Source organism: Amycolatopsis sp. NBC_00355 (assembly GCF_036104975.1).
Lineage (GTDB): Bacteria > Actinomycetota > Actinomycetes > Mycobacteriales > Pseudonocardiaceae > Amycolatopsis.
In genome coordinates this window covers 1,646,876-1,666,386 of the sequence record NZ_CP107982.1, presented here as the reverse complement: position 1 = coordinate 1,666,386, position 19,511 = coordinate 1,646,876, and the positions used below count along the sequence as shown (strand labels likewise).

At 72.8% G+C, this 19,511-nt stretch carries 23 protein-coding genes; 15 read left to right on the top strand and 8 right to left on the bottom strand.

Features of this window, described 5'->3' with window-relative positions; genetic code table 11:
- Positions 1 to 47 precede the first annotated feature (47 nt).
- Complete coding sequence (locus OHS18_RS06540) at positions 48 to 902, top strand: DUF3626 domain-containing protein (protein ID WP_328616314.1); 855 nt, start codon at positions 48 to 50, stop codon at positions 900 to 902.
- Here OHS18_RS06540 and OHS18_RS06535 read toward each other — a convergent pair.
- Together OHS18_RS06535 and OHS18_RS06530 are read right to left on the bottom strand one after the other, a co-directional pair.
- The gene (locus OHS18_RS06535) at positions 879 to 1,784 is read right to left on the bottom strand and encodes a TIGR03620 family F420-dependent LLM class oxidoreductase (protein WP_328616313.1); all 906 of its coding nucleotides are present in this window, start codon (positions 1,782 to 1,784) and stop codon (positions 879 to 881) included. The genes OHS18_RS06540 and OHS18_RS06535 overlap by 24 nt on opposite strands.
- Before the next feature lie 65 nt (positions 1,785 to 1,849).
- Positions 1,850 to 2,185, bottom strand: coding sequence for an ArsR/SmtB family transcription factor (locus OHS18_RS06530; protein WP_328616312.1), 336 nt, complete (start codon positions 2,183 to 2,185; stop codon positions 1,850 to 1,852).
- 92 nt (positions 2,186 to 2,277) lie between these two features.
- Here OHS18_RS06530 and OHS18_RS06525 point away from each other — a divergent pair, with 92 nt between their 5' ends.
- The 3 genes from OHS18_RS06525 to OHS18_RS06515 all read left to right on the top strand — a co-directional run bounded on the left by OHS18_RS06525 (position 2,278) and on the right by OHS18_RS06515 (position 4,243).
- Complete coding sequence (locus OHS18_RS06525; protein ID WP_328455034.1) at positions 2,278 to 2,616, top strand: hypothetical protein; 339 nt, start codon at positions 2,278 to 2,280, stop codon at positions 2,614 to 2,616.
- Positions 2,613 to 3,566: an aldo/keto reductase gene (locus tag OHS18_RS06520; RefSeq protein WP_328616311.1), complete on the top strand. Its 954-nt coding sequence runs from the start codon at positions 2,613 to 2,615 to the stop codon at positions 3,564 to 3,566. The genes OHS18_RS06525 and OHS18_RS06520 overlap by 4 nt, the downstream gene beginning before the upstream one ends.
- 68 nt (positions 3,567 to 3,634) lie before the next feature.
- Positions 3,635 to 4,243, top strand: coding sequence for a hypothetical protein (locus OHS18_RS06515; RefSeq protein WP_328455038.1), 609 nt, complete (start codon positions 3,635 to 3,637; stop codon positions 4,241 to 4,243).
- Here the strand turns inward: OHS18_RS06515 and OHS18_RS06510 are convergent.
- A complete protein-coding gene (locus OHS18_RS06510) occupies positions 4,234 to 4,752 on the bottom strand; it encodes an NUDIX domain-containing protein (RefSeq protein WP_328455040.1) in 519 nt (172 codons plus the stop codon). The genes OHS18_RS06515 and OHS18_RS06510 overlap by 10 nt on opposite strands.
- Positions 4,753 to 4,794: 42 nt before the next feature.
- Here OHS18_RS06510 and dop point away from each other — a divergent pair, with 42 nt between their 5' ends.
- From dop to prcA, 4 genes are all read left to right on the top strand, one after another.
- Entirely contained in the window at positions 4,795 to 6,297 is a 1,503-nt protein-coding gene (gene dop / locus OHS18_RS06505; RefSeq protein ID WP_328455042.1) for a depupylase/deamidase Dop, read from the top strand.
- 86 nt (positions 6,298 to 6,383) lie between these two features.
- Positions 6,384 to 6,578 (top strand): ubiquitin-like protein Pup, encoded by a 195-nt coding sequence (locus OHS18_RS06500; RefSeq protein WP_013226725.1) that lies wholly within the window; start codon positions 6,384 to 6,386, stop codon positions 6,576 to 6,578.
- Positions 6,579 to 6,723: 145 nt separating this feature from the next.
- Positions 6,724 to 7,578: a proteasome subunit beta gene (prcB, locus tag OHS18_RS06495; RefSeq protein WP_328455062.1), complete on the top strand. Its 855-nt coding sequence runs from the start codon at positions 6,724 to 6,726 to the stop codon at positions 7,576 to 7,578.
- 58 nt (positions 7,579 to 7,636) lie between these two features.
- Positions 7,637 to 8,446: a proteasome subunit alpha gene (gene prcA, locus OHS18_RS06490; RefSeq protein ID WP_328616310.1), complete on the top strand. Its 810-nt coding sequence runs from the start codon at positions 7,637 to 7,639 to the stop codon at positions 8,444 to 8,446.
- A gap of 54 nt (positions 8,447 to 8,500) precedes the next feature.
- On the opposite strand, the gene OHS18_RS06485 is transcribed toward prcA, so the two are convergent.
- The 3 genes from OHS18_RS06485 to OHS18_RS06475 all read right to left on the bottom strand — a co-directional run bounded on the left by OHS18_RS06485 (position 8,501) and on the right by OHS18_RS06475 (position 12,097).
- Positions 8,501 to 9,277, bottom strand: a complete 777-nt coding sequence (locus OHS18_RS06485; protein ID WP_328616309.1) for a class I SAM-dependent methyltransferase — start codon at positions 9,275 to 9,277, stop codon at positions 8,501 to 8,503.
- 30 nt (positions 9,278 to 9,307) lie between these two features.
- A complete protein-coding gene (locus OHS18_RS06480) occupies positions 9,308 to 10,486 on the bottom strand; it encodes an alpha/beta hydrolase (RefSeq protein WP_328616308.1) in 1,179 nt (392 codons plus the stop codon).
- Positions 10,487 to 10,615: 129 nt separating this feature from the next.
- Positions 10,616 to 12,097: a bifunctional phosphatase PAP2/diacylglycerol kinase family protein gene (locus OHS18_RS06475; RefSeq protein ID WP_328455071.1), complete on the bottom strand. Its 1,482-nt coding sequence runs from the start codon at positions 12,095 to 12,097 to the stop codon at positions 10,616 to 10,618.
- Positions 12,098 to 12,240: 143 nt separating this feature from the next.
- On the opposite strand from OHS18_RS06475, the gene pafA reads away from it, so the two are divergent.
- The gene (gene pafA, locus OHS18_RS06470; RefSeq protein WP_328455074.1) at positions 12,241 to 13,599 is read left to right on the top strand and encodes a Pup--protein ligase; all 1,359 of its coding nucleotides are present in this window, start codon (positions 12,241 to 12,243) and stop codon (positions 13,597 to 13,599) included.
- Between the two features lie 128 nt (positions 13,600 to 13,727).
- Complete coding sequence (locus tag OHS18_RS06465) at positions 13,728 to 14,753, top strand: WD40/YVTN/BNR-like repeat-containing protein (protein ID WP_328618736.1); 1,026 nt, start codon at positions 13,728 to 13,730, stop codon at positions 14,751 to 14,753.
- Here OHS18_RS06465 and OHS18_RS06460 read toward each other — a convergent pair.
- Together OHS18_RS06460 and OHS18_RS06455 are read right to left on the bottom strand one after the other, a co-directional pair.
- Positions 14,750 to 15,448 carry an SDR family oxidoreductase gene (locus OHS18_RS06460; RefSeq protein ID WP_328616307.1) on the bottom strand — a complete coding sequence of 233 codons (699 nt, stop codon included), beginning with the start codon at positions 15,446 to 15,448 and terminating at the stop codon, positions 14,750 to 14,752. The genes OHS18_RS06465 and OHS18_RS06460 overlap by 4 nt on opposite strands.
- Positions 15,449 to 15,468: 20 nt before the next feature.
- Positions 15,469 to 16,395, bottom strand: coding sequence for an NADP-dependent oxidoreductase (locus OHS18_RS06455; RefSeq protein ID WP_328616306.1), 927 nt, complete (start codon positions 16,393 to 16,395; stop codon positions 15,469 to 15,471).
- Between the two features lie 107 nt (positions 16,396 to 16,502).
- On the opposite strand from OHS18_RS06455, the gene OHS18_RS06450 reads away from it, so the two are divergent.
- The 5 genes from OHS18_RS06450 to tatA are packed head-to-tail and all read left to right on the top strand — an operon-like array spanning position 16,503 to position 19,497.
- Positions 16,503 to 16,934, top strand: coding sequence for a winged helix-turn-helix transcriptional regulator (locus OHS18_RS06450; RefSeq protein ID WP_328455080.1), 432 nt, complete (start codon positions 16,503 to 16,505; stop codon positions 16,932 to 16,934).
- A 10-nt stretch (positions 16,935 to 16,944) separates the two neighbouring features.
- Positions 16,945 to 17,937, top strand: a complete 993-nt coding sequence (locus tag OHS18_RS06445) for a helix-turn-helix transcriptional regulator (RefSeq protein ID WP_328455082.1) — start codon at positions 16,945 to 16,947, stop codon at positions 17,935 to 17,937.
- Positions 17,934 to 18,914 carry a helix-turn-helix transcriptional regulator gene (locus OHS18_RS06440; protein WP_328616305.1) on the top strand — a complete coding sequence of 327 codons (981 nt, stop codon included), beginning with the start codon at positions 17,934 to 17,936 and terminating at the stop codon, positions 18,912 to 18,914. Before OHS18_RS06445 ends, OHS18_RS06440 begins: the two co-directional genes overlap by 4 nt.
- 9 nt (positions 18,915 to 18,923) lie before the next feature.
- Positions 18,924 to 19,136, top strand: coding sequence for a bacteriophage holin (locus OHS18_RS06435; RefSeq protein ID WP_328455086.1), 213 nt, complete (start codon positions 18,924 to 18,926; stop codon positions 19,134 to 19,136).
- A 31-nt stretch (positions 19,137 to 19,167) separates the two neighbouring features.
- Positions 19,168 to 19,497 (top strand): Sec-independent protein translocase subunit TatA, encoded by a 330-nt coding sequence (gene tatA, locus OHS18_RS06430; RefSeq protein ID WP_328455088.1) that lies wholly within the window; start codon positions 19,168 to 19,170, stop codon positions 19,495 to 19,497.
- Positions 19,498 to 19,511 lie beyond the last annotated feature (14 nt).

Here is a 19,511-nt window from a genome sequence, read left to right as displayed (position 1 = left end):
CCTCGACTTCTGTATAACGCCCTATACCGCCGGGGTAGGATCGGGCCATGGGGGCCGAGCCGAACGAAGAACCGCCGTGGCGGCGCGCGGTCGCGCACGTCGCCCTGCTCGCCTCGGGACCGCCGCTGGCGGCGGACCTGGCCGTCACGGTGCACTTCCACCCGGACCGGCCGGTGGGGGCGGTGCCGTTGCTGCGGCACCTGGCCGACGACGGGGTGTACCGCTCGCAGTTCGAGACCGGCACGAGCAACGGCGGGTTGACCGCGCACCCGGGCGGCGACCGGTGGCGCTGGGAGCACCGGATCTTCGGCGGTGCCTACGACGGCGAACCGCCGTCGGAACGGCCCAAGTACGGCGCGTTGAACCACCGCCGCCGCCCGGCCGGCGGCTCGGTCCGGTTCGGCTCGTCCCACTTCCGCCTGAAGCGTGCCGTGCTGCGGCGGACGACCTTCTGCTTCCCGGACAGCTTCAGCGAGCCCGCCGACTTCGGGACGGCCGGCCGCATGTCGCTGGTGGCCCTCGCCGACGCGGCGCCGGCGGACGTCCTCGACGACTACGTCGAGGCCCACGTGCACGGTCCGCTCCGGCTGGACTCCGACGTCGAGGCCTTGGTGCTGGACCCGGCGTTCCGGGGGACCGACGTCGAGGCCGCGGCCGCTGGGCTGCCGTTCCCGACGTCGTGGCACCACGGGTTCCGGCTCCCGGTCGCGATCCTCGCCGAACACGCGGACTACCGCGGTGAGGACGTGGTGCGGACCGGCAAGGAGATCGCCGAGGACGGGTGGCTCGACGCCCGCGTCATCGGCGCCGCCGTCCGGGCCGGCCGGCACGATCCCCAGACCCTCAAGCGCGTCTGGCACTGCACCGCGCGGTTCGGGCTACGCGACGGCGCCGACGGGTAGCAGCGCCTCGGCGAGCTGCCGCCAGTGCGGCAGCGCGGACCGGCCGGGTCCGATCCCGACGACCTGGACGGCGACGTGGTCCGCGCCCGCGTCGAGGTGTTCTTCGAGCCGGGCGGCGATCGTGTCGAGGTCGCCCCAGAACACCAGGTCGTCGACGAGCCGGTCGCTGCCGCGGCCGCCGTCGAGGTCGGCTTCGGTGTACCCGAGCCGCCGGAACTTGGCCACGTTGTACTTCTGCGTCAGGTACGGGCGCAGGTGCGCCCGGGCGATCTCGCGCGCCCGGCCCGGGTCGGTCTCGAAGAGGACGGCGTGTTCGACGCCGAGGAACGGGCGCTCGCCCAGGATCTCCCGCGCTTGCGCCGTGTGCCGCGGTGTCACGTGGTAGGTGTGCGCGCCGGCCGAGCGGTCGCGGGCCAGTCCGAGCATTTTCGGGCCGTACGCGGCCAGGACGCGCCGCATCGGCGCGGCGGGCGCGGGATTGGCGTTCGTGGCCGCGTCCAGGGCGTCCAGGGCGTCGAGGTAGTCGTTCATCGCCCGCAGCGGGCCGGCCGTGCCGGGGCGCCCGGCGCCGATGCCGAGGCCGAGCAGGTGGCGGTCCGGGTAGGCGTCGGCCAGCAGCAGGGCCGCGCCGCGCGTCCACCGCGGCTCACGGGACCAGATCTGGGCGATCCCGTTGACGACGGCCAAGCGCCGGGTGGAGGCGAGCAGGAAACCGGCGTGGGTGAGGGCTTCGCGGCCGTCGCGCTCGGGGATCCAGACCGCCCGCCAGCCGAGGCCTTCCAGCTCCTGCGCGGTGTCGCGGGCCAGGCTCGCCGGCTGGTCCTCGAAGTCGAACGTCCAGATCCCGTAGCGGCCCAGGGGCATGTTGCCGATCGCACTCATGCATCGAAGTATCGCAGAAGTTCGATATGAGTCAACCGTCAGGAACTCGCCGGGGGAGGGGAGGATCAGAGGGAGTGGCCGAGGATCTCGACGATCCGGGCGATCCGCTCTTCGTCGCGCCGGTAGTGCGTCCACTTCCCGAGCCGCGTCGCGCGGACCAGCCCGGCGCGCTGCAGCGACGCCATGTAGGCCGAGACCGTCGACTGGGCCAGCCCGGCCTTCGCCTGGATGTGGGTCACGCACACCCCGGCCTCGACCTCCACCGGCCCGCGCTCCTCGCGGAAGTTCTCCACCGGATCCCGCAGCCACCCGAGGATCCGCAGCCGCACCGGGTTCGCGAGCGCCTTGAACACGTCGAGCAGCTGCTCGACCTCCGGCGGCGAACCGGCGTGCGTCGTCATCACCGCGATGGTAGTTCAGATCGCGACACCCCGATGCGACACCGGCGTGTGCTCCCCGGACCTGCGCGTATAACGACCTATACTTCCGGGCTGTGAGCGAAGAATCCGGGCGGCCGCGCCCGCCCATCACCGAAGCCGACGTCATGGCCTGGCTGGAGACGACGGCCGCCACCGTGGAAGCGGGGGAGGTGAGCCCCCAGGAGCTCATCGACATCCTCGGCGAGCTCCGCCGCGCGTCCGCGGCCTGCGCCGACGCCTCCGACTGGGCGCTGCTCGCCGCGCGCGAAGGCGGTGCCAGCCTCCGTCAGATCGCCCCCGTCTTCGGCAAGGGTTACGTCCGGGCCCCGGCCGCCCGGCTCGAGAAGCTCCACCGCCAGGCCCAGACCGCCGGCCAGTGGCTCGCCATCCTCCGGCACAAGCAGAACGGATGAGGACCTCCGCCATGGAACGCGTCGATCGCATCGCACTCGGCCTCGCGGCGCTGGGCCGGCCCGCGTACATCAACCTGGGGCGGGACGGGGCGCTGCCGGCCGTGCGGGACGTCGCGTCGATGCGGGCCGCGACGTTCGCGGTGCTGGACGACGCGTACGCCGCGGGGGTCCGGCGGGTCGACGTCGCCCGGTCCTACGGGCGTGCGGAGGAGTTCCTGGCCGGTTGGCTCGACGAGCGCGGGCACCTCGACGTCGTCGTCTCCAGCAAGTGGGGCTACGCCTACGTCGGCGACTGGCGGCTCGACGCCGACGTGCACGAGGTGAAGGAGCATTCGGCGACGCGGTTCGCCGCGCAATGGGCGGAAACCCTGGCGTTGCTGGGGGACCGGGTGAGCCTCTACCAGGTGCATTCGCTCACTGTGGACAGTCCACTGTTCACCGACGAGCCGCTGATCGAGGCGCTGGCGGAACTTTCCGCGAACGGCGTCGAGGTCGGGTTCTCGACGTCGGGACCGGCGCAGGCGGACGCGATCGAGCGGGCGTTCGCGCTGGAAGTGGCCGGGCGGCCGGTGTTCTCCGCGGTGCAGTCGACGTGGAACCTGCTGGAGCCGTCGGCGGGGGCCGCGCTGGCGGCGGCGCACGCGGCCGGGAACCGGGTCCTGGTCAAGGAAACCCTGGCCAACGGCCGGCTCGCGGTCGAGGCGCCGCGCGCGGTGCGCGAGGTCGCCGCGGCGCACGGGACCGGTCCGGACGCGGTCGCCGTGGCGGCGGTGCTGGCGAACGGCTGGGCGGACACGGCGGTCATCGGCCCGGCGAGCGGGCCGCAGCTGGCGGCGAACCTGCGCGCCACCACGCTTTCCCTGAGCACGGACGAGGAAGCCGCGCTGGCCGGACTGGCGGAGAATCCGGGGGAGTACTGGCGTCACCGGTCCTCTCTGGGCTGGGACTGACCGGCTGCACTACTCTGCGCAAGCACACACGTACTACGGAAGGGCCGGAGCAGGTGCGTCATCGCCAGGTGGTTGCCTTGGCCGCGGTCGCGTTGGTCGGCCTCACGGGCTGCGACGGCCCCGACCCGAACAACCTCGAGACGTACTACGACGATCCGGCCACGTCGACCGGTCAGGTCGTGCCTCCGCGGGAAGCCCCGGTGCCGGCCGCGAAGGCGGCCCCGGTCACCCAGGCGGCGCCGGACCCCGGGTTGCTCGCGGAGCGGGCACTGCTGTCCGATCAGGACGTCGCCGGCGAGGGGGTGCAGCCGGGTTCGGGTGCGACGTCGGGCTGCCTGTCCGGTGAGGCGTCCGCGACCAGCCGGACAGCGAGCTGGCGGTACCCGAGCGGTTCGGTGCTGCGGCACCGCGTCGCCGCGTACGCCGACGGCTCGGCCGACGACGTCGTGGCGAACGCCGAGTGCACGGGACACCCCGTGGACGTCCCGGCCCAGGCGGGCGTCGAGCGGCAGCGCGCCTGGTGCGACGGCAAGACGTGCACCGTGTTGCTGGCCAAGGGAACGCTCGTGTCCGGGCTGACCGTCTCGGCGAGCACGGAGGCGCGGGCGATCGACGCGGCGAAGCGGCTGCTGCCCGTGATGGCGGCGAAGCTGGCGGCCCCGGCGGCTCAGCCGTAGCGGCGGAACCATTCCCGGACGCCTTCGCGGCCGTCGGGGATGAACGGGAGCGCCGGCGCCGGGTCGTCGATCCAGGCGCGCAGCTCGGCCAGGGGGAGCCAGCGGCCTTCGACGATCTCTTCGGCCTGGTGGTGGATCGGGCCGTCCCAGCGGACCTCGAAGGCGAAGTTGTGGCAGCGGTTGTGGCCGTCGTCGTACACCTTCGTGAACAGCGGAACGGGTTCCACCCCTCGGACGCCGAGTTCTTCGGCCAGTTCGCGGCGGGCGCACCCGGCCGGGGACTCGCCGGCGGCGACGACCCCGCCGGCCCAGCAGTCCCAGGTGGACGGGAACACGTCCTTCGTGGCGGTGCGGAGGTGCACGTAGACCGCGTTTCCGTCACCCGAACGGACCAGCACGACGCCGGCGGCGTGCCACAGGCCCTCGCTGCGGAGGCGGCTCCGCAGCGTCTCGCCGACGACGGAGCCGGCCTGGTCATAGAGGGCAACGAGTTCGTCACTGCCTGGCATGGGTGCATCGTTCCACTAGGCCTACCCCGTAGGGTGGTGGACATGCGGCGGATCATGGGAACCGAAGTCGAGTACGGCATCTCGGTGCCGGGCGACGCGACGGCGAACCCGGTACTCACCTCGACCCAGGTCGTGCTGGCCTACGCGGCCGCGGCCGACATCCCGCGCGCCCGGCGGGCCCGGTGGGACTACGAGGTGGAGTCCCCCTTGCGGGACGCGCGCGGGTTCGACCTGACCGGCCCCGGCGGGCCGGGGCACGACCCGGACGTCGAGGACCTGGGCGCGGCGAACGTCATCCTGACCAACGGGGCGCGGTTGTACGTCGACCACGCGCACCCGGAGTACTCGGCGCCCGAGGTGACCAACGCGCGCGACGCGGTCATCTGGGACAAGGCCGGCGAACGGGTGATGGAGGAGGCGGCGCTCAAGGCGGCGTCCGTGCCGGGACAGCCCCCGCTCCAGCTCTACAAGAACAACGTCGACGGCAAGGGCGCCAGCTACGGCACGCACGAGAACTACCTGTGCGCGCGGTCGACGCCGTTCACCGCGATCATCGCCGGGCTGACGCCGTTCTTCGTGTCGCGGCAGGTCTTCACCGGGTCGGGCCGGGTCGGGATCGGCCAGCAGAGTGAAGAGGCCGGGTTCCAGCTCTCCCAGCGTGCGGACTACATCGAGGTCGAGGTCGGCCTGGAGACCACGCTGAAGCGCGGGATCATCAACACGCGGGACGAGCCGCACGCGGACGCGGACAAGTACCGGCGGCTGCACGTCATCATCGGCGACGCGAACATGTCCGAGTACTCGACCTACCTCAAGGTCGGCACGACGGCGCTGGTGCTGGACCTGATCGAGTCCGGTATCCGGTTCGACGACCTGAAGCTGGACGAGCCGGTCAAGGCCGTGCACCAGATCAGCCACGACCCGACGCTGAAGGCGCAGGTCGCGCTGGCCAACGGCAAGAAGTACACCGGGCTGGACCTGCAGTTCGCCTACCACGAGATCGCGTCGCAGAACCTGGAGCGCACGGGCGCGGACGAGGCCTCGAAGGAGGTCCTGCGGGTCTGGGGCGAGATCCTGGACGCGCTGGCCCGGGACCCGCAGGAGTGCGCGGACCGGCTGGACTGGCCGGCCAAGCTGCGGCTGCTGGAGGGGTACCGCCAGCGGGACAGTCTCGCCTGGGGCGCGCCGCGGCTGCGCCTGGTGGACCTGCAGTACTCGGACGTGCGGCTGGCGAAGGGCCTGTACAACCGGCTGGTCACGCGGGGCTCGATGAAGCGGCTGGTGACCGAGGAAGAGGTGCTGGCCGCGGTGACCACCCCGCCGTCGGACACGCGGGCCTACTTCCGGGGCCGGGCGCTGGAGAAGTACGCGAGCTCGATCGCGGCGGCGTCGTGGGACTCGGTCATCTTCGACGTCGGCAAGGAGTCGCTGGTGCGGATCCCGACGTTGGAGCCGTTGCGGGGGACCAAGGCGCACGTCGGCAAGTTGCTGGACAACGCGGCGACGGCGGAGGAGCTGGTGGAGGCACTCACCGGTTCGGACTAGGCGGTACGCACACGGATCGCGGCGTTGACCCCGAATGTCGGGGCCGCTGGGTAGGCTAGGAAACATCAGCCACACCGGGAGGCGAGATGGCCCAGGAAAAGATCGAAAAGCACGGCGGCGGCGACTCCGACGAGGAGTTCGACGACACCGGCGCGGCGGGTCAGGAACGGCGCGAGAAGCTCGGCGAGGACGTCGACACGATCCTCGACGAGATCGACGACGTGCTGGAGGAGAACGCCGAGGACTTCGTCCGGGCCTACGTCCAGAAGGGTGGCGAGTAGCCGCTCGGGCGTTCGCGCCCTTGCCGACCGTTCAGCCGGCGGCCGGGGGTTCCGCGTGGCGGTGACCGTGGTCCGTGCGGGCCGGGGTCGCCGGGCGTGGGGCCACGGCCGCCAAGGCCCGCACAGATGGGATTTTTGAGCACGTATGGACAACACCAGGGGCATCTCGGGTCCCGCTCTGCCGGGGGCGTACTTCTCGTCGGCGACGTCGTCGTTTTCGGACTTCCTGCGGGTGCAGGCGCCGGAACTGCTTCCGGAGCGCCGGATGTCCGGTGGTGCGGGCGACCTGGGCGTACCGCACGGGACGACGATCGTCGCCTTGACCTTCGCGAGCGGGGTGCTGATCGCGGGTGACCGGCGGGCGACGTCGGGGAACCTGATCGCGAGCCGCGACATGGAGAAGGTGCACGTCACCGACGAGTATTCGGCGGTGGGCATCGCGGGCACGGCCGGGCTGGCCGTGGAGATGGTGCGGCTCTACGCGGTGGAGCTCGCGCACTACGAGAAGATCGAGGGCGTTTCGCTGTCGCTGGACGGCAAGACGAACAAGCTGGCCGGGATGGTCAAGGCGAACCTCGAGATGGCGATGGCCGGGCTGGCCGCGATCCCGCTCTTCGTCGGTTACGACCTGGAGGCCGAGGACGCCAGGCACGCCGGCCGGATCGTGTCGTACGACGCCGCGGGCGGGCGCTACGAGGAGAACGGCGGCTACGCCGGGATCGGCTCGGGTTCGCTGTTCGCGAAATCCGCGCTGAAGAAGCTGCACGACCCGGACGCCGACGTCGAGAGCGCCACGCGGGTGGCGGTCGAGGCGCTGTACGACGCGGCGGACGACGACACCGCTTCGGGCCTGCCGGACCTGGTGCGCCGGATCTTCCCGTCGGTCGTGACGATCACCGCCGAGCACGGGGCCGTGCAGCTGCCGGAGTCGGAGACCGCCGCGGTGGCGGAGGCCGTGATCGCCGGGCGGATCGAGCGCCAGCAGCGCCGGCTGTCCTGACGCGGGCCGGAGCTGAACCAGTGAACGTTGGAACACCGAAAGACCTGGAGCGCACACCGTGACGATGCCGTTGTATGCCTCTCCCGAGCAGCTGATGCGGGAGCGTTCCGAGCTGGCGCGCAAGGGCATCGCGCGCGGCCGGAGCGTGGTGGTGCTGAAGTACGCGGGCGGCGTGCTGTTCGTGGCGGAGAACCCGTCGGCGACGCTGCACAAGGTGTCCGAGATCTACGACCGGATCGGTTTCGCCGCCGTCGGGCGCTACAGCGAGTTCGAGAACCTGCGGGTCGCCGGGATCCGGCACGCGGACCTCAAGGGCTACCAGTACGACCGGCGTGACGTGAGCGCGCGGGCGCTGGCGAACGCGTACGCGGCCACGCTGGGCAGCATCTTCACCGAGCAGCTGAAGCCGTTCGAGGTCGAGGTCTGCGTGGCGGAGGTCGGCGCGAGCGCGGCGGAGGACCAGCTGTACCGGCTGACCTACGACGGGTCGATCTTCGACGAGCCGCAGTACATCGTGATGGGCGGCCAGAACGAGAAGATCGCGGCGAAGCTGAAGGAGACGTTCGAGGACGGCCTGGACCTGCAGGCGGCGCTCGGCGTGGCGGTGGACGCGTTGCGCACGCCGATCCAGCCGGCCGCGACGGCGTCCACGTCGGCCGGATCGTCGTCGTCCTCTTCGACGTCGGCGGCGGGCACGTCGGCGAACGTCAACACCGAGACCGACCCGCCGATCAAGCTGGAGGTCGCCGTGCTGGACCGCGAGCGCCCGCGGCGCGCGTTCCGCCGCCTCACGGGAACGGCGCTGGACGCGCTGCTGCCGGTGCCGGACCCCCAGGGTGCCGAGCCGGAGAAGCCCGAAGGCGAATAGCCTGCACGAAGGCGGGGCGTGGTCGGTGACCGCGCCCCGTTTTCGCGTCCGCGCTCAGGCCGGCCGACGGGCGATCGCGAGCAGGTGCGCGCTGGTGTGCACGAGGTGCGGGTCCTGCTCGGCGAGCCGCGCGGCGCGCAAGGCGGCCTCGACGCGGCTGTCGAACGCGGTGAGCCCGGCTGCGTCGAGCGCGGGCCAGGCCGGGCCCTCGACGCCGTGGACGACGGCGTCGGCGAACCCCGCGGTCGTGACTTCGCCGTGGAGTTCGGCGGCCGTGTGCCAGTGGGTCGGCACGAAGCCGACGTGGCCGTCGTAGGCGCCGCTGGTGACGACCTCGTGGATCGGCGTCACCAGGTCGGCGGTGAGGGTGCCCGCGGCGCCCGTTTCGAGCAGGGACAGGTAACGGCTGATCCCCGCGGCCGCGAGCAGGCCGCCCGGGCGCAGGACCCGCCGGGCCTCGGCGAGCGCGCGAGCGCGGTCCTCGGCGTCGATCAGGTGGTAGAGCGGTCCGAGGAGCAGGACCACGTCGTAGGTCTCGTCGGCCGCGGGGAGGTGCCGGGCGTCGCCGATCCGGGCCGTGACACCGGGAAGGGCCGCGGCGGTGTCCACGTGGGACGGCACGACGTCGATCAGGTCCACCGGGTGCCCGTCGCCGGCGAGCCACGCGGCGTGCACGCCGGTGCCGCCGCCGACGTCGAGCACCCGGGCTCGGCCGGGGAGGAACCGCCGCAGCAGTTCCCGGGTGCGCAGGTATTCGAGCCTGCCGTGGGGCGTGCGTGCGAGCCGGGAGGTTTCGGCCGGGCCGGTCGTGTAGTGCGTTTCGAGATCCATGAGCCATGCTCGCAAGCCCGGCAACCGGATTCAGGACGCGGCGGGCGGCTGCCGGAAGGCCTGGTCGGCGAAGGCCAGCAGGTACGGCAGGGTGGCCCGGGCGGTGTGCCACGTGTGGTTGAAGCCGCGTTCGGCGTGGACGACCGCCTCCTGGCCGCGGGCGTGGAGCGCGTCGGCGATGCGGTGGGCCGTGGTGACGTCGGTGGGCGCGCCGGTGCCGACGGCGAGCATCACGGAGATCGGAGCGGGGAACTTCATCGTGGGCAGGTAGCGGCGCGGGGTGTTGGCGGCGATGGCGGCCTGGTCACCGCCGAGGACCCCGACGGAGTCGTTGAGGTCGTCGTAGGGCAGGGCGATGACCAGGGTGGCGAACTCGTCGACGTGGTGCAGGCCGATGTTGAGCGCGCCGAAGCCGCCGCCGGACATGCCGCCGAGGGCGCGGTGGGCGCGGTCGGCCAGCGTGCGGTAGCGGCTGTCGATCGCCGGGACGACGGTGCGGGCGAGGTAGGTCTCCAGCTGCGGGCCGCCGGGGACGTCGAGGCACTCCCAGTCGGTGCTGGGGACGCCGGCGGTCAGGTCCACGCTGACCACGATCATCGGCGCGATCACGGCGGCCTGCTGCAGCGCCTGGAGGGTGCCGGGGGCGTCGCCGGAGGTCAGCCAGTCGCGCGGGCCGCCGAACGGGTAGCCGTGGATCAGGTAGACGACGGGGTAGCGGCGGGCGGCGTTGGCCGGGTCGCCGTAACCGGGCGGCAGGATGACGTAGTTGCTGCCCGAGGGGACGCCGTGCGCCGGGTCGGGGAGCGGGACGACGTCGATCCTCTGGCCCGCGGTCGCGACGCCGGTCCCGCCGTGCCCCGTCGGTTCGGACTCCGGCGCGCCCTTGTCGTCGTCGAGCAGGCGGCCGGCGAGGTTGACGAGGCCGGGGCCGCGCTGGAGCAGCCGGGCGAGGTCGTCGGAGGTGCGCACGTACCCGACGTAGCTGTTCACCGCCGTGACGGCCGCCAGCAGCAGGAGGACGCCGAACGCGGTGAACCCCCAGCGGCGGCCGCGGCGCCGGTGCGCGAGCAGGAGCACCGCGGCGAGGACGGCGACCGCGGCCGTGGCGAACGCGAGCCAGATGAACGGCGATTCGAACGGCCCGAGGTCGCGGGCGCGGGCCGTGATGTCGCCCGGCAGTACCGGGTCGACGGCGTTCTGCGGGCTCATCCGCGCCACGCCGGGTGCCACCGCATCGAAACCCCACTCGTCCCCTGGCGGCGGGCGCGAGGGCCCGCATGTCGATCTTGACGCTAGCCAGGGGACGCTGTGGGTTCGTTGAGAGAAAGTAAACGAAGATTAAAGACGGTAGATGGTGAGGGCGCTGGGCCGGGACTTGAAGCGGAACCGGTTGCCGAGCGGGCCGACCTCGCCGTCGGTGGCGACGCGGCGGTGGCCGTCGAGCAGCTCGACGTCGAGCTCGGCCACGTCGAGCTCCTGGTAGACGTGGCTGGCCGCGAGGCTGCGGGTGACCATCGCCAGCAGGAACCGGGCCCGGGAGTACGGCAGGTCGGCGCGCAGGTAGCGGACGTCGAGCAGCCCGGTGTCGAGCGCGGGCCGCCGGCTGGGCGCGAACCCCTTCGGCGCGTAGGTGCCGTTGCCCACGAACAGCAGCCAGACCTGGGTGAGCTTGCCGTTGAGCCGGACGGTCAGCGGCTTGGCGTTGCGCAGCGTCCGGGTCAGCGCGATCGCGGCCGAGGGCCACTTCGGGTGCTTTTCCTGCAGCTTCTCGCGCAGCCGGACCATCTCCGGGTAGCCGCCGAGGCTCGCGGTGTTGACGAACCAGCGGTGGGCCGGGCCGTCGGGCCCTTCCACCCCGACCTCGCCGAGGTCGATGCCGACGGCGTTGCCGACCTCGGTGGCCGCGTCGGCGTCGGGCATCGACCGGATGCCGATGTCGCGGGCGAAGTGGTTCAGCGTGCCGGCGGGGATCAGGGCGAGCGGCAGGTCCCGCTCGGCGGCGACCGAGGCGACCGCCGCGACGGTGCCGTCACCACCCGCGACGCCGAGGGCGCGCACCGTGCCGCGGGCGTCGATCTCGGCTTCGAGCTGGGCGCGCAGGTCCCGGTCGGGGTCCGGGTAGAGGATCTCGGCCTTCGGCCAGGCGTAGCGGGCGTCCTCGGTCGGGTCCTGGCCCTGTACCCCGGAACCCGGGTTGACCAGCACGAGCATGTCCTCGCCGTCGACCATCTCCGGCGCGTGGGCGTCGTGGGCCGAGCGGGCCGGGATGTCGTCGTGCAACGGCCACCAGTGCCGGGTCGCCAGGCCCACGCCGGTGCCGATGGCGAGGCCGACGCCGACGTCGGAGGGCCAGTGCACGCCGGTGTGGACGCGCGAGTAGGCGACCGCGATGGCGAGCGGCGCGATGGCGAGCCCGGCGCGCGGGGACTCCATGGCCACCGCCGTCGCGAAGGCCGCCGCGGAGGCCGAGTGGCCGGAGGGGAACGACGACGACGTCGGGCGTTTCCGCAGGCGGCGGTGCATCGGCATCTCTTCCTCGGCCGGGCGGCGGCGGGGGAAGAGGGGCTTGCCGATCAGGTTCGCGGCGGCGCTCGCGCCGGCGATGGCGACCATGCCGCGCAGGGCGCCGCGGCGGGTCGCGCCGGGGCGGACCGCCAGCCCCGCGGCGACGGCCCACCAGAGGCGGGACTTGTTCGCCGACCGGGACAGCGCCATCAGCGCGTCGTCGGCTTTGGTGGCCGGCAAGCGGGCGCTGCGGCGCATCAGGGCGCGGTCGTTGCGGCCGACCCGCCGGAACGCCCGGATGAGCTGGTGTGACAAGGGGTCCGCCTTCCGTGCGACGTCAAGGGTTGTGCTCCAATCGTGCCTGATTCGGGGGCTTTTCACCGTCTGTGGCCTACTGGGGGCGTGTCGACGCCCGAACGGCCCACCGTCGAGGGGGGTCCAGCGCCTACTCTGGTGGGATGCAGCGGCGGATCTTTGGCATCGAGACCGAGTTCGGGGTCACGTGCACCTTCCACGGCCAGCGCAGGCTCTCTCCCGACGAGGTGGCGCGCTACCTCTTCCGGCGGGTCGTCTCGTGGGGCCGTTCTTCGAACGTTTTCCTGTCCAACGGCTCCCGGCTCTACCTCGACGTCGGCTCGCACCCCGAGTACGCGACGGCCGAGTGTGACGACCTGGTCCAGCTGGTCACGCACGACAAGGCCGGTGAGCGGATCCTCGAGGACCTGCTCGTCGACGCCGAGCGGCGGCTGGCGGACGAGGGCATCGGCGGCGACATCTTCCTGTTCAAGAACAACACCGACTCGGCGGGCAACTCCTACGGTTGCCACGAGAACTACCTGGTGACCCGCGCGGGTGAATTCTCCCGGATCGCGGACGTCCTGCTCCCGTTCCTGGTGACCCGCCAGCTCATCTGCGGCGCCGGCAAGGTGCTGCAGACCCCGCGCGGCGCGGTCTACTGCCTCTCCCAGCGGGCCGAGCACATCTGGGAGGGCGTCTCGAGCGCGACGACCCGGTCGCGCCCGATCATCAACACCCGCGACGAGCCGCACGCCGACGCCGAGCGCTACCGGCGCCTGCACGTCATCGTGGGCGACTCGAACATGGCCGAGCCGACGACGATGCTCAAGGTCGGGTCGGCGAACCTGGTGCTCGAGATGATCGAGGCCGGCGTCCAGTTCCGCGACTTCACGCTGGACAACCCGATCCGGGCGATCCGCGAGATCAGCCACGACCTCACCGGCCGCCGCCAGGTGCGCCTGGCCGGCGGGCGCGAGGCCTCGGCGCTCGACATCCAGCGCGAGTACTACGCCCGCGCGGTGCAGCACCTCAAGGAAAACGGCTCCAGCCCGGCCAACGACAAGGTCATCGAGCTGTGGGGCCGGGCGCTGGACGCGGTCGAGCAGCAGGACTTCGGCAAGATCGACACCGAGATCGACTGGGCGATCAAGCACCGGCTGGTCGAGCGCTACCGGCACAAGCACGACCTGGACCTGTCCAGCCCGCGCATCGCCCAGCTCGACCTGGCCTACCACGACATCCGCCGGGGCCGGGGCATCTTCGACCTGCTCCAGCGCAAGGGCCTGGTCCGCCGGATCACCGACGACGGCGAGATCGAGGCCGCCAAGGACACCCCGCCGCAGACGACCCGGGCGAAGCTGCGCGGCGACTTCATCGCCGCCGCCCAGGCCGCCGGGCGCGACTTCACCGTCGACTGGGTGCACCTGAAGCTGAACGACCAGGCCCAGCGCACGGTGCTGTGCAAGGACCCGTTCCGCTCGGTCGACGAGCGCGTCGAACGCCTGATCAGCTCGCTCTAGCCAAGGTCCGTGAAGGCCTCCTTGAGGGACTCAGAGTCCCTCAAGGAGGCCTTCACGGACTTCCGGGGGGCACGAAAGAGGCGACGAAAGTCGCTGGGCGGGTGCGGCAGGATCTGCCCATGCGTGTCGTGCGTGTGGTGCTTCTCGTCCTCACCCTGCTGGTCGCCGTGGCGGTGCCGGCGTCCGCCGGCGGGCACCTGCCGAAGTGGGAGCTGAGCGCCACCGGCGTCACTGCCCAGTTCCGCGGCCTGTCCGCGGTCGGCGCCCGCGTCGCCTGGGTCAGCGGTACGCAGGGCACCGTGCTGCGCACCGTCGACGGCGGCCGGAGCTGGAAGTCCGTCGGCCCGCCCGGCACCGGCACCCTCGAGTTCCGCGACATCGAGGCCTTCGACGCCGAGCACGCGGTGATCCTGTCGATCGGTCCCGGCACCGACTCCCGCGTCTACCGGACCGACGACGCAGGCGCGCACTGGCGCCAGACGTTCCAGAACACCGACGCCGCCGCGTTCTACGACTGCCTGGCCTTCTTCGACCCGTGGCGCGGCCTCGCGATGAGCGACCCCGTGGACGGCAAGTTCCGGGTGCAGGCCACCTCCGACGGCGGCCGCAGCTGGCGCCAGGTCCCCGACAGCGGCTTCCCGCCCGCGCTGCCCGGTGAGGCCGGGTTCGCCGCCAGCGGCCAGTGCGTCACCACGTCGGGCCCGTTCGACGCCTGGCTGGCCACCGGCGGCGGCGCCACGGCCCGCGTCGTGCACTCCGGCGACGGCGGCCGCCACTGGACTGCGTCGGACACGCCGTTGCCGAGCAGCCCGTCGGCCGGCGTGTTCGCCCTGGCCTTCCGCACCCCGTGGCAGGGCGTCGCCATCGGCGGCGACTTCGCCGCGCCGACCGCGCCCGGCCCCGCCGTGGCCCTGTCGAACGACCGCGGCCGCACCTGGCGGACCCCGGCGCAGTACCCTGCCGGGTACCGCTCCGGCCTGGCCTGGCGCGGCGGCACGGTCCTGGCCGTCGGCCCCGGCGGCAGCGACCTCAGCCCCGACGGCGGCCGGCACTGGACGTCGTTCGACACCGGCAGCTTCGACAGCGTGGACTGCACGCCGCTGGGCAGCTGCTGGGCCAGCGGCGCCGGCGGCCGGGTCGCCCGGCTGGGCTAGAGCACCTGCCCGGTCGGGCGGACCATGATCTCGTTGACGTCCACGTGTGGCGGCTGCTGCAGCGCGTAGAGCACGGCCCGGGCGATGTCGTCCGGCTCCAGTTTCGGCTTCTTGCGCTGCTCGTCGCTGAGGATGTCGGTGTCGGTGATGCCCGGCTGGACCAGCGTGACCCGCACACCGGTGCCGACGGCCTCCTCGCGGATCGCCCCGGCCATCCCCGTGACCGCCCACTTCGTCACCGAGTACAGGCTCGCGTTGCGGATGTAGCGGCCGGCGACCGAGCCGGTGATCAAGAGGTGCCCGGACGTCTCCCGCAGCGCGGGCAGGGCCGCGCGGGCGGTGTAGGCCGCGCCGAGCACGTTGGTGCGGACCATCTCCTCCCACTGGCGCGGGTCGGGATCGTCGTCGCCGAAGAACGACGTCCCGACGCCGATCCCGGCGTTGGCGAACGCCGCGTCGAGCCGGCCGAACCGCCGCACCGTCTCGGTGACGGCGCCGGAGACGCTCGGCCAGTCCGCGACGTCGGCGCCCAGCGCCAGCGCCCGGTCTTCGCCGAGCTCGGCCGCCAGAGGAGCGACGGACTCCGCCTTGCGGGACACGAGCGCGACCTTGAAGCCGGCCGCGGCGGCCAGGCGCGCGGTCGCGGCACCCAGCCCGCGGGAAGCGCCGGTGATGAGGAGAACACGATCATCCATGCCTCCAGGCTAGGGAGGATTCACGGTGTCAGCACGAGACGGCCGCGCAGCCCGCCCGCGGCCAGCCGTTCGTGCGCCTTCGCCGCGTCGGACAAGGGCAGTACGTCCGCGACGCGCAGCGGGAGGACACCCTCGGACGCCATCCGGGCCAGCTCGGCCAGCCGGGTGCCGTCGGCGCGGATCCAGACGCCGCGGACCCGGACGCCGCGCAGCGGGATCGGCGCGGCCCCCGCGGCGAACGCGACGAACTCACCGCCGCCGCGGACTGCGTCGAGCGCGTCCAGCCCGACCAGCGCGGGGTCGAGGACCGCGTCCACGCCGCCGGGCACCACCGCGCGCACCCGATCGCCCAGGGACGGCCCGCGCCGCACGAACTCGTCCGCACCGAAGGCTCTGACCTGCGCTTCGTCGGAGGATCCGGCCACGGCGACCACGCGCAGCTTCCGGGCGTGGGCCAACGCGACGGCGTAGCCGCCGACCGCACCCGCCGCGCCGGTGACCAGCAGCGTCCCGGTGGTGTCGACGAGGTCCAGGGCCTGGGCCGCGGTCAGGGCGTTGAGCGGCAGCGTCGCCGCCTCGGCGGGGGAGACGCCGGCCGGTGCGGGCGCCACGGCCGACGCGTCGAGCACGATCCACTCCGCGTAGGCGCCGAGCGGGGTCGCGAGCCGGTCGCGCAGCCCGATCACCGCGTCGCCGGCCCGGAAGCCGGCGTCTTCGCCGACGGCGTCGACCTCGCCGGCGACGTCCCAGCCGAGGCCGAGCACGTCCCGCGGCGGGACGACGCCGGCCTCGGTGAGCAGCCCGGACCGGGTCGCGGCGTCGACCGGGTTGACCGCGGCCGCCGCCACCCGGATCCGCACCTGACCGGGGCCCGGCGCCGGCACCGGGACCTCGGCGGACTCCAGGACTTCGGGACCGCCGAACCGGCGGACCACCATCGCGCGCATCTTTCGCTCCTTCCCGGGGCGGATCTTCCCCGCGAACCTATGGGGAGCTACTCTCCGATGGGAAGTACGTACCCGCAGGTTCCCCCCCGTACCAGGAGGTTCGCCCGGTGCCCACGCGCACGGCGGAACAGAAGCGGCTGGCCGAAAAGGCCGCCTACGACGCCTACCTCGCGGCCTGCCCGACCCGGAAGCTGCTCGACGAGATCGCCGGCAAGTGGGTCAGCCTCGTCCTGGTGGCGCTCGGTGACGGCCCGATGCGCTACAGCGACCTTTCGCGGCGCATCGCCGGGGTCAGCCAGAAGATGCTCACCCAGACCCTGCGGGTGCTCGAACGCGACGGCCTGCTGCACCGCGAGGTGACCCCGTCGGTGCCCGTCCGCGTCGACTATTCCCTTACGCCGCTGGGGGAAAGCCTCCGTGCGCTGATGTCCGCGTTCAAGGACTGGGCCGAGGCGAACTTCGACGAGGTCAGCACCGCCCGCGCCGGTTACGACGCGCGTACACCGGACCTCACGATCGGGCCGGGCGGCGCGGGCTAGTCTCTACCGGGTGTCCACCGCACGCGCCGAACGGCTGGTCAATCTGGTGCTGGCCCTCCTGTCCACCCGGCAGTTCCTCACCGCCGAGCGGATTCGCGGCATCGTGCCCGGATACGGCGACGCGGCCAGCGACGACGCCTACTTCCGGATGTTCGAGCGGGACAAGACCGAGCTGCGCGAGCTCGGCATCCCCCTGGAGACCGGCCGCAACTCCGCCTTCGACGCCATCGAGGGCTACCGCATCGCCCGCCGCGACTACGAGCTCGGCGAGATCGACCTCGCCCCCGACGAAGCCGCCGCGGTCGCGCTGGCGTCCCGGCTGTGGGACTCGCCGGAGCTGACCGGGCAGGCCCAGGGCGCCCTGGTGAAGCTGCGCGCGGCCGGCCTCGAAGTCGACGACCAGGCCCCGACCGTCGTCGAGCCCCGCGTGCGCGCCGAACCGGCGTTCGGGCCGCTGCTCGCGGCGGTCCAGAACGGTCAGGCCGTGCGCTTCGAATACCGCCGCAGCGGCTCGCCGGAGCGCATCATGCGCACCCTCGAACCGTGGGGCGTGGTGTCGTGGAAGGCCCGCTGGTACGTCGTCGGGCACGACCGCGACCGCGGCGCGACCCGCTGCTTCCGCCTCTCCCGCGTCACCGGCCAGGTCCGGCCCGTCGGGAAACCGGGCGCCGTGCAGCGCCCCGAAGGCGTCAACCTGCTGCAGCTGGTGTCGGCCACCAGCGGGGCGTCCGAACCCTCGCCGGTCACCACCGCGCGGCTCTGGGTCGCCGACGGCCGCGCCGCCGGGGTCCGCCGCCGCGGCACCGTCATCGGGCGGTCCAGTGTCGACGGCCAGGAGGGCGACCTCGTCGAGATCGGCCTCTACTTCCCGGAGTCGGCCGCCGACTGGATCACCTCGCAGGGCCCCGACGTCGTCGTGCTGGAGCCCGACGTGCTGGCCAAGACCGTCCAGGACCGGCTGGAAGCCGTCGTCGCCCGGCAGCAGCAGGGGAGTGTCCGATGAGCGGCTCCGGCGACCGGATGCCCCGGCTCCTCGCGCTCGTGCCCTACCTGCTGGCCCGGCCCGGGATCCGCGTCGACGAGGCCGCGCAGGACTTCGACGTCACGCCGAAGCAGCTGCGCAAGGACCTCGAGCTGCTCTGGATGTGCGGGCTGCCCGGCTACGGCCCCGGCGACCTGATCGACCTGTCCTTCGAGGGCGACACGATCGTCGTCACCCACGACGCCGGGATGAGCCGCCCGCTGCGGCTCACCGGCGGCGAGGCGACCGCGTTGCTGGTCGCGCTGCGGGCCCTGGGGGAGACCCCGGGCGTGGTCGACGGCGACGCCGTCCGCCGGTCCATCGCCAAGATCGAGTCCGCCGCCGGGCAGGCCCAGCCGGCCGGGGTGGTCGTCGGCGGCGGGGTCCGCGAGGGTAAGAAGACCGCGCGGACCCGCGAGGAGGTCGCCCGGGCGCTGCAGGCCGGGCGGGCGCTGCGGATCCGCTACTACACCGCGTCGAAGGACCAGATCACCGAGCGCACGGTCGACCCGATGCGGCTGCTGATCGTCCAGGCCGTGGGTTACCTGGAGGCCTGGTGCCGCCGCGCCGAGGGCGTGCGGCTGTTCCGGCTGGACCGGATCGACGAGCTGACCGTGCTCGACGAGCCGTCTCGCCCGCCCGCGCACGCCCACCCGACCGACATCTCCGACGGGGTTTTCCGCGAGCGTCCCGATCAGCGGGAGGCCGTCCTGGTCCTCGACCCGGACGCACGCTGGGTAGCCGAGTACTACCCGTGCGAAGAGCTCGACGAGCTCGACGGCGGCCGCCTCCGGATCCGGATGCGCTACGCCGACCAGTCCTGGATGGTGCGCCTGGTGCTGGGCCTGGGCGGGGAGGCGCTGGTCGAGAGCCCGGCCGACCTCGCGTCCGACGTCGGCCGCCGGGCCGCCGACGCGGTGGCCCGAGCCCGTCACCTTCCGTCAACCTGCGACCACTAGGCTGGCCGCGTGCCGTACCTGCCCACCATCGTGCTCGCCGCCGCCGGCCTGCTGCTGCTCGTGTTCCTGCTGGTGCGCACGGCGCGGGTCTTGCGTGCTTTCAAGCAGACCGCAAGCATGGTGGCTACGAACACCCAGGACCGGGCCGGACTCGTCCGCGCCCGGTCGGCAGCGTTGCGCGTCGCGTTCGCGCAGCGCCGCCGGAACCCGGAAAACCAGTAACATCCCTACCAGACGCAGATAGGAGGCCACCATGCTGAACGGATTGCAGCCGTGGCATTTGATCATCTTGGTGCTCGTCGTCGTGCTGTTGTTCGGGGCCAAGAGGCTTCCCGACGCGGCCCGGTCCATCGGCAAGTCCATGAAGATCTTCAAGGCCGAGACCAAGGACCTCACCGGCGAGCACAAGGCCGCCGCGGCCGAGGACGCCGAGCCGGTCGAGACGAAGCAGATCCCGGCCACGCCGGTCGTTCCCGCCGCCCCGTCGGCCACCGACCAGCAGGTCGCGGACCTGCAGCGGCAGCTCGACGAGCTGAAGAGGCAGCAGCAGGCGCCGGCCGCCGAGCAGAAGAACGCCAGCTGAGCCAGCCCACCACC

Bases quoted from the DNA above. Each gene is read 5' to 3' on its own strand.
- OHS18_RS06540 (WP_328616314.1), top strand. From the start codon at position 48: ATGGGGGCCGAGCCGAACGAAGAACCGCCGTGGCGGCGCGCGGTCGCG.
- OHS18_RS06535 (WP_328616313.1), bottom strand. From the start codon at position 1,784: ATGAGTGCGATCGGCAACATGCCCCTGGGCCGCTACGGGATCTGGACG.
- OHS18_RS06530 (WP_328616312.1), bottom strand. From the start codon at position 2,185: ATGACGACGCACGCCGGTTCGCCGCCGGAGGTCGAGCAGCTGCTCGAC.
- OHS18_RS06520 (WP_328616311.1), top strand. From the start codon at position 2,613: ATGAGGACCTCCGCCATGGAACGCGTCGATCGCATCGCACTCGGCCTC.
- OHS18_RS06510 (WP_328455040.1), bottom strand. From the start codon at position 4,752: ATGCCAGGCAGTGACGAACTCGTTGCCCTCTATGACCAGGCCGGCTCC.
- dop (WP_328455042.1), top strand. From the start codon at position 4,795: ATGCGGCGGATCATGGGAACCGAAGTCGAGTACGGCATCTCGGTGCCG.
- OHS18_RS06500 (WP_013226725.1), top strand. From the start codon at position 6,384: ATGGCCCAGGAAAAGATCGAAAAGCACGGCGGCGGCGACTCCGACGAG.
- prcB (WP_328455062.1), top strand. From the start codon at position 6,724: ATGGACAACACCAGGGGCATCTCGGGTCCCGCTCTGCCGGGGGCGTAC.
- OHS18_RS06485 (WP_328616309.1), bottom strand. From the start codon at position 9,277: ATGGATCTCGAAACGCACTACACGACCGGCCCGGCCGAAACCTCCCGG.
- OHS18_RS06480 (WP_328616308.1), bottom strand. From the start codon at position 10,486: ATGAGCCCGCAGAACGCCGTCGACCCGGTACTGCCGGGCGACATCACG.
- pafA (WP_328455074.1), top strand. From the start codon at position 12,241: ATGCAGCGGCGGATCTTTGGCATCGAGACCGAGTTCGGGGTCACGTGC.
- OHS18_RS06460 (WP_328616307.1), bottom strand. From the start codon at position 15,448: ATGGATGATCGTGTTCTCCTCATCACCGGCGCTTCCCGCGGGCTGGGT.
- OHS18_RS06455 (WP_328616306.1), bottom strand. From the start codon at position 16,395: ATGCGCGCGATGGTGGTCCGCCGGTTCGGCGGTCCCGAAGTCCTGGAG.
- OHS18_RS06440 (WP_328616305.1), top strand. From the start codon at position 17,934: ATGAGCGGCTCCGGCGACCGGATGCCCCGGCTCCTCGCGCTCGTGCCC.
- tatA (WP_328455088.1), top strand. From the start codon at position 19,168: ATGCTGAACGGATTGCAGCCGTGGCATTTGATCATCTTGGTGCTCGTC.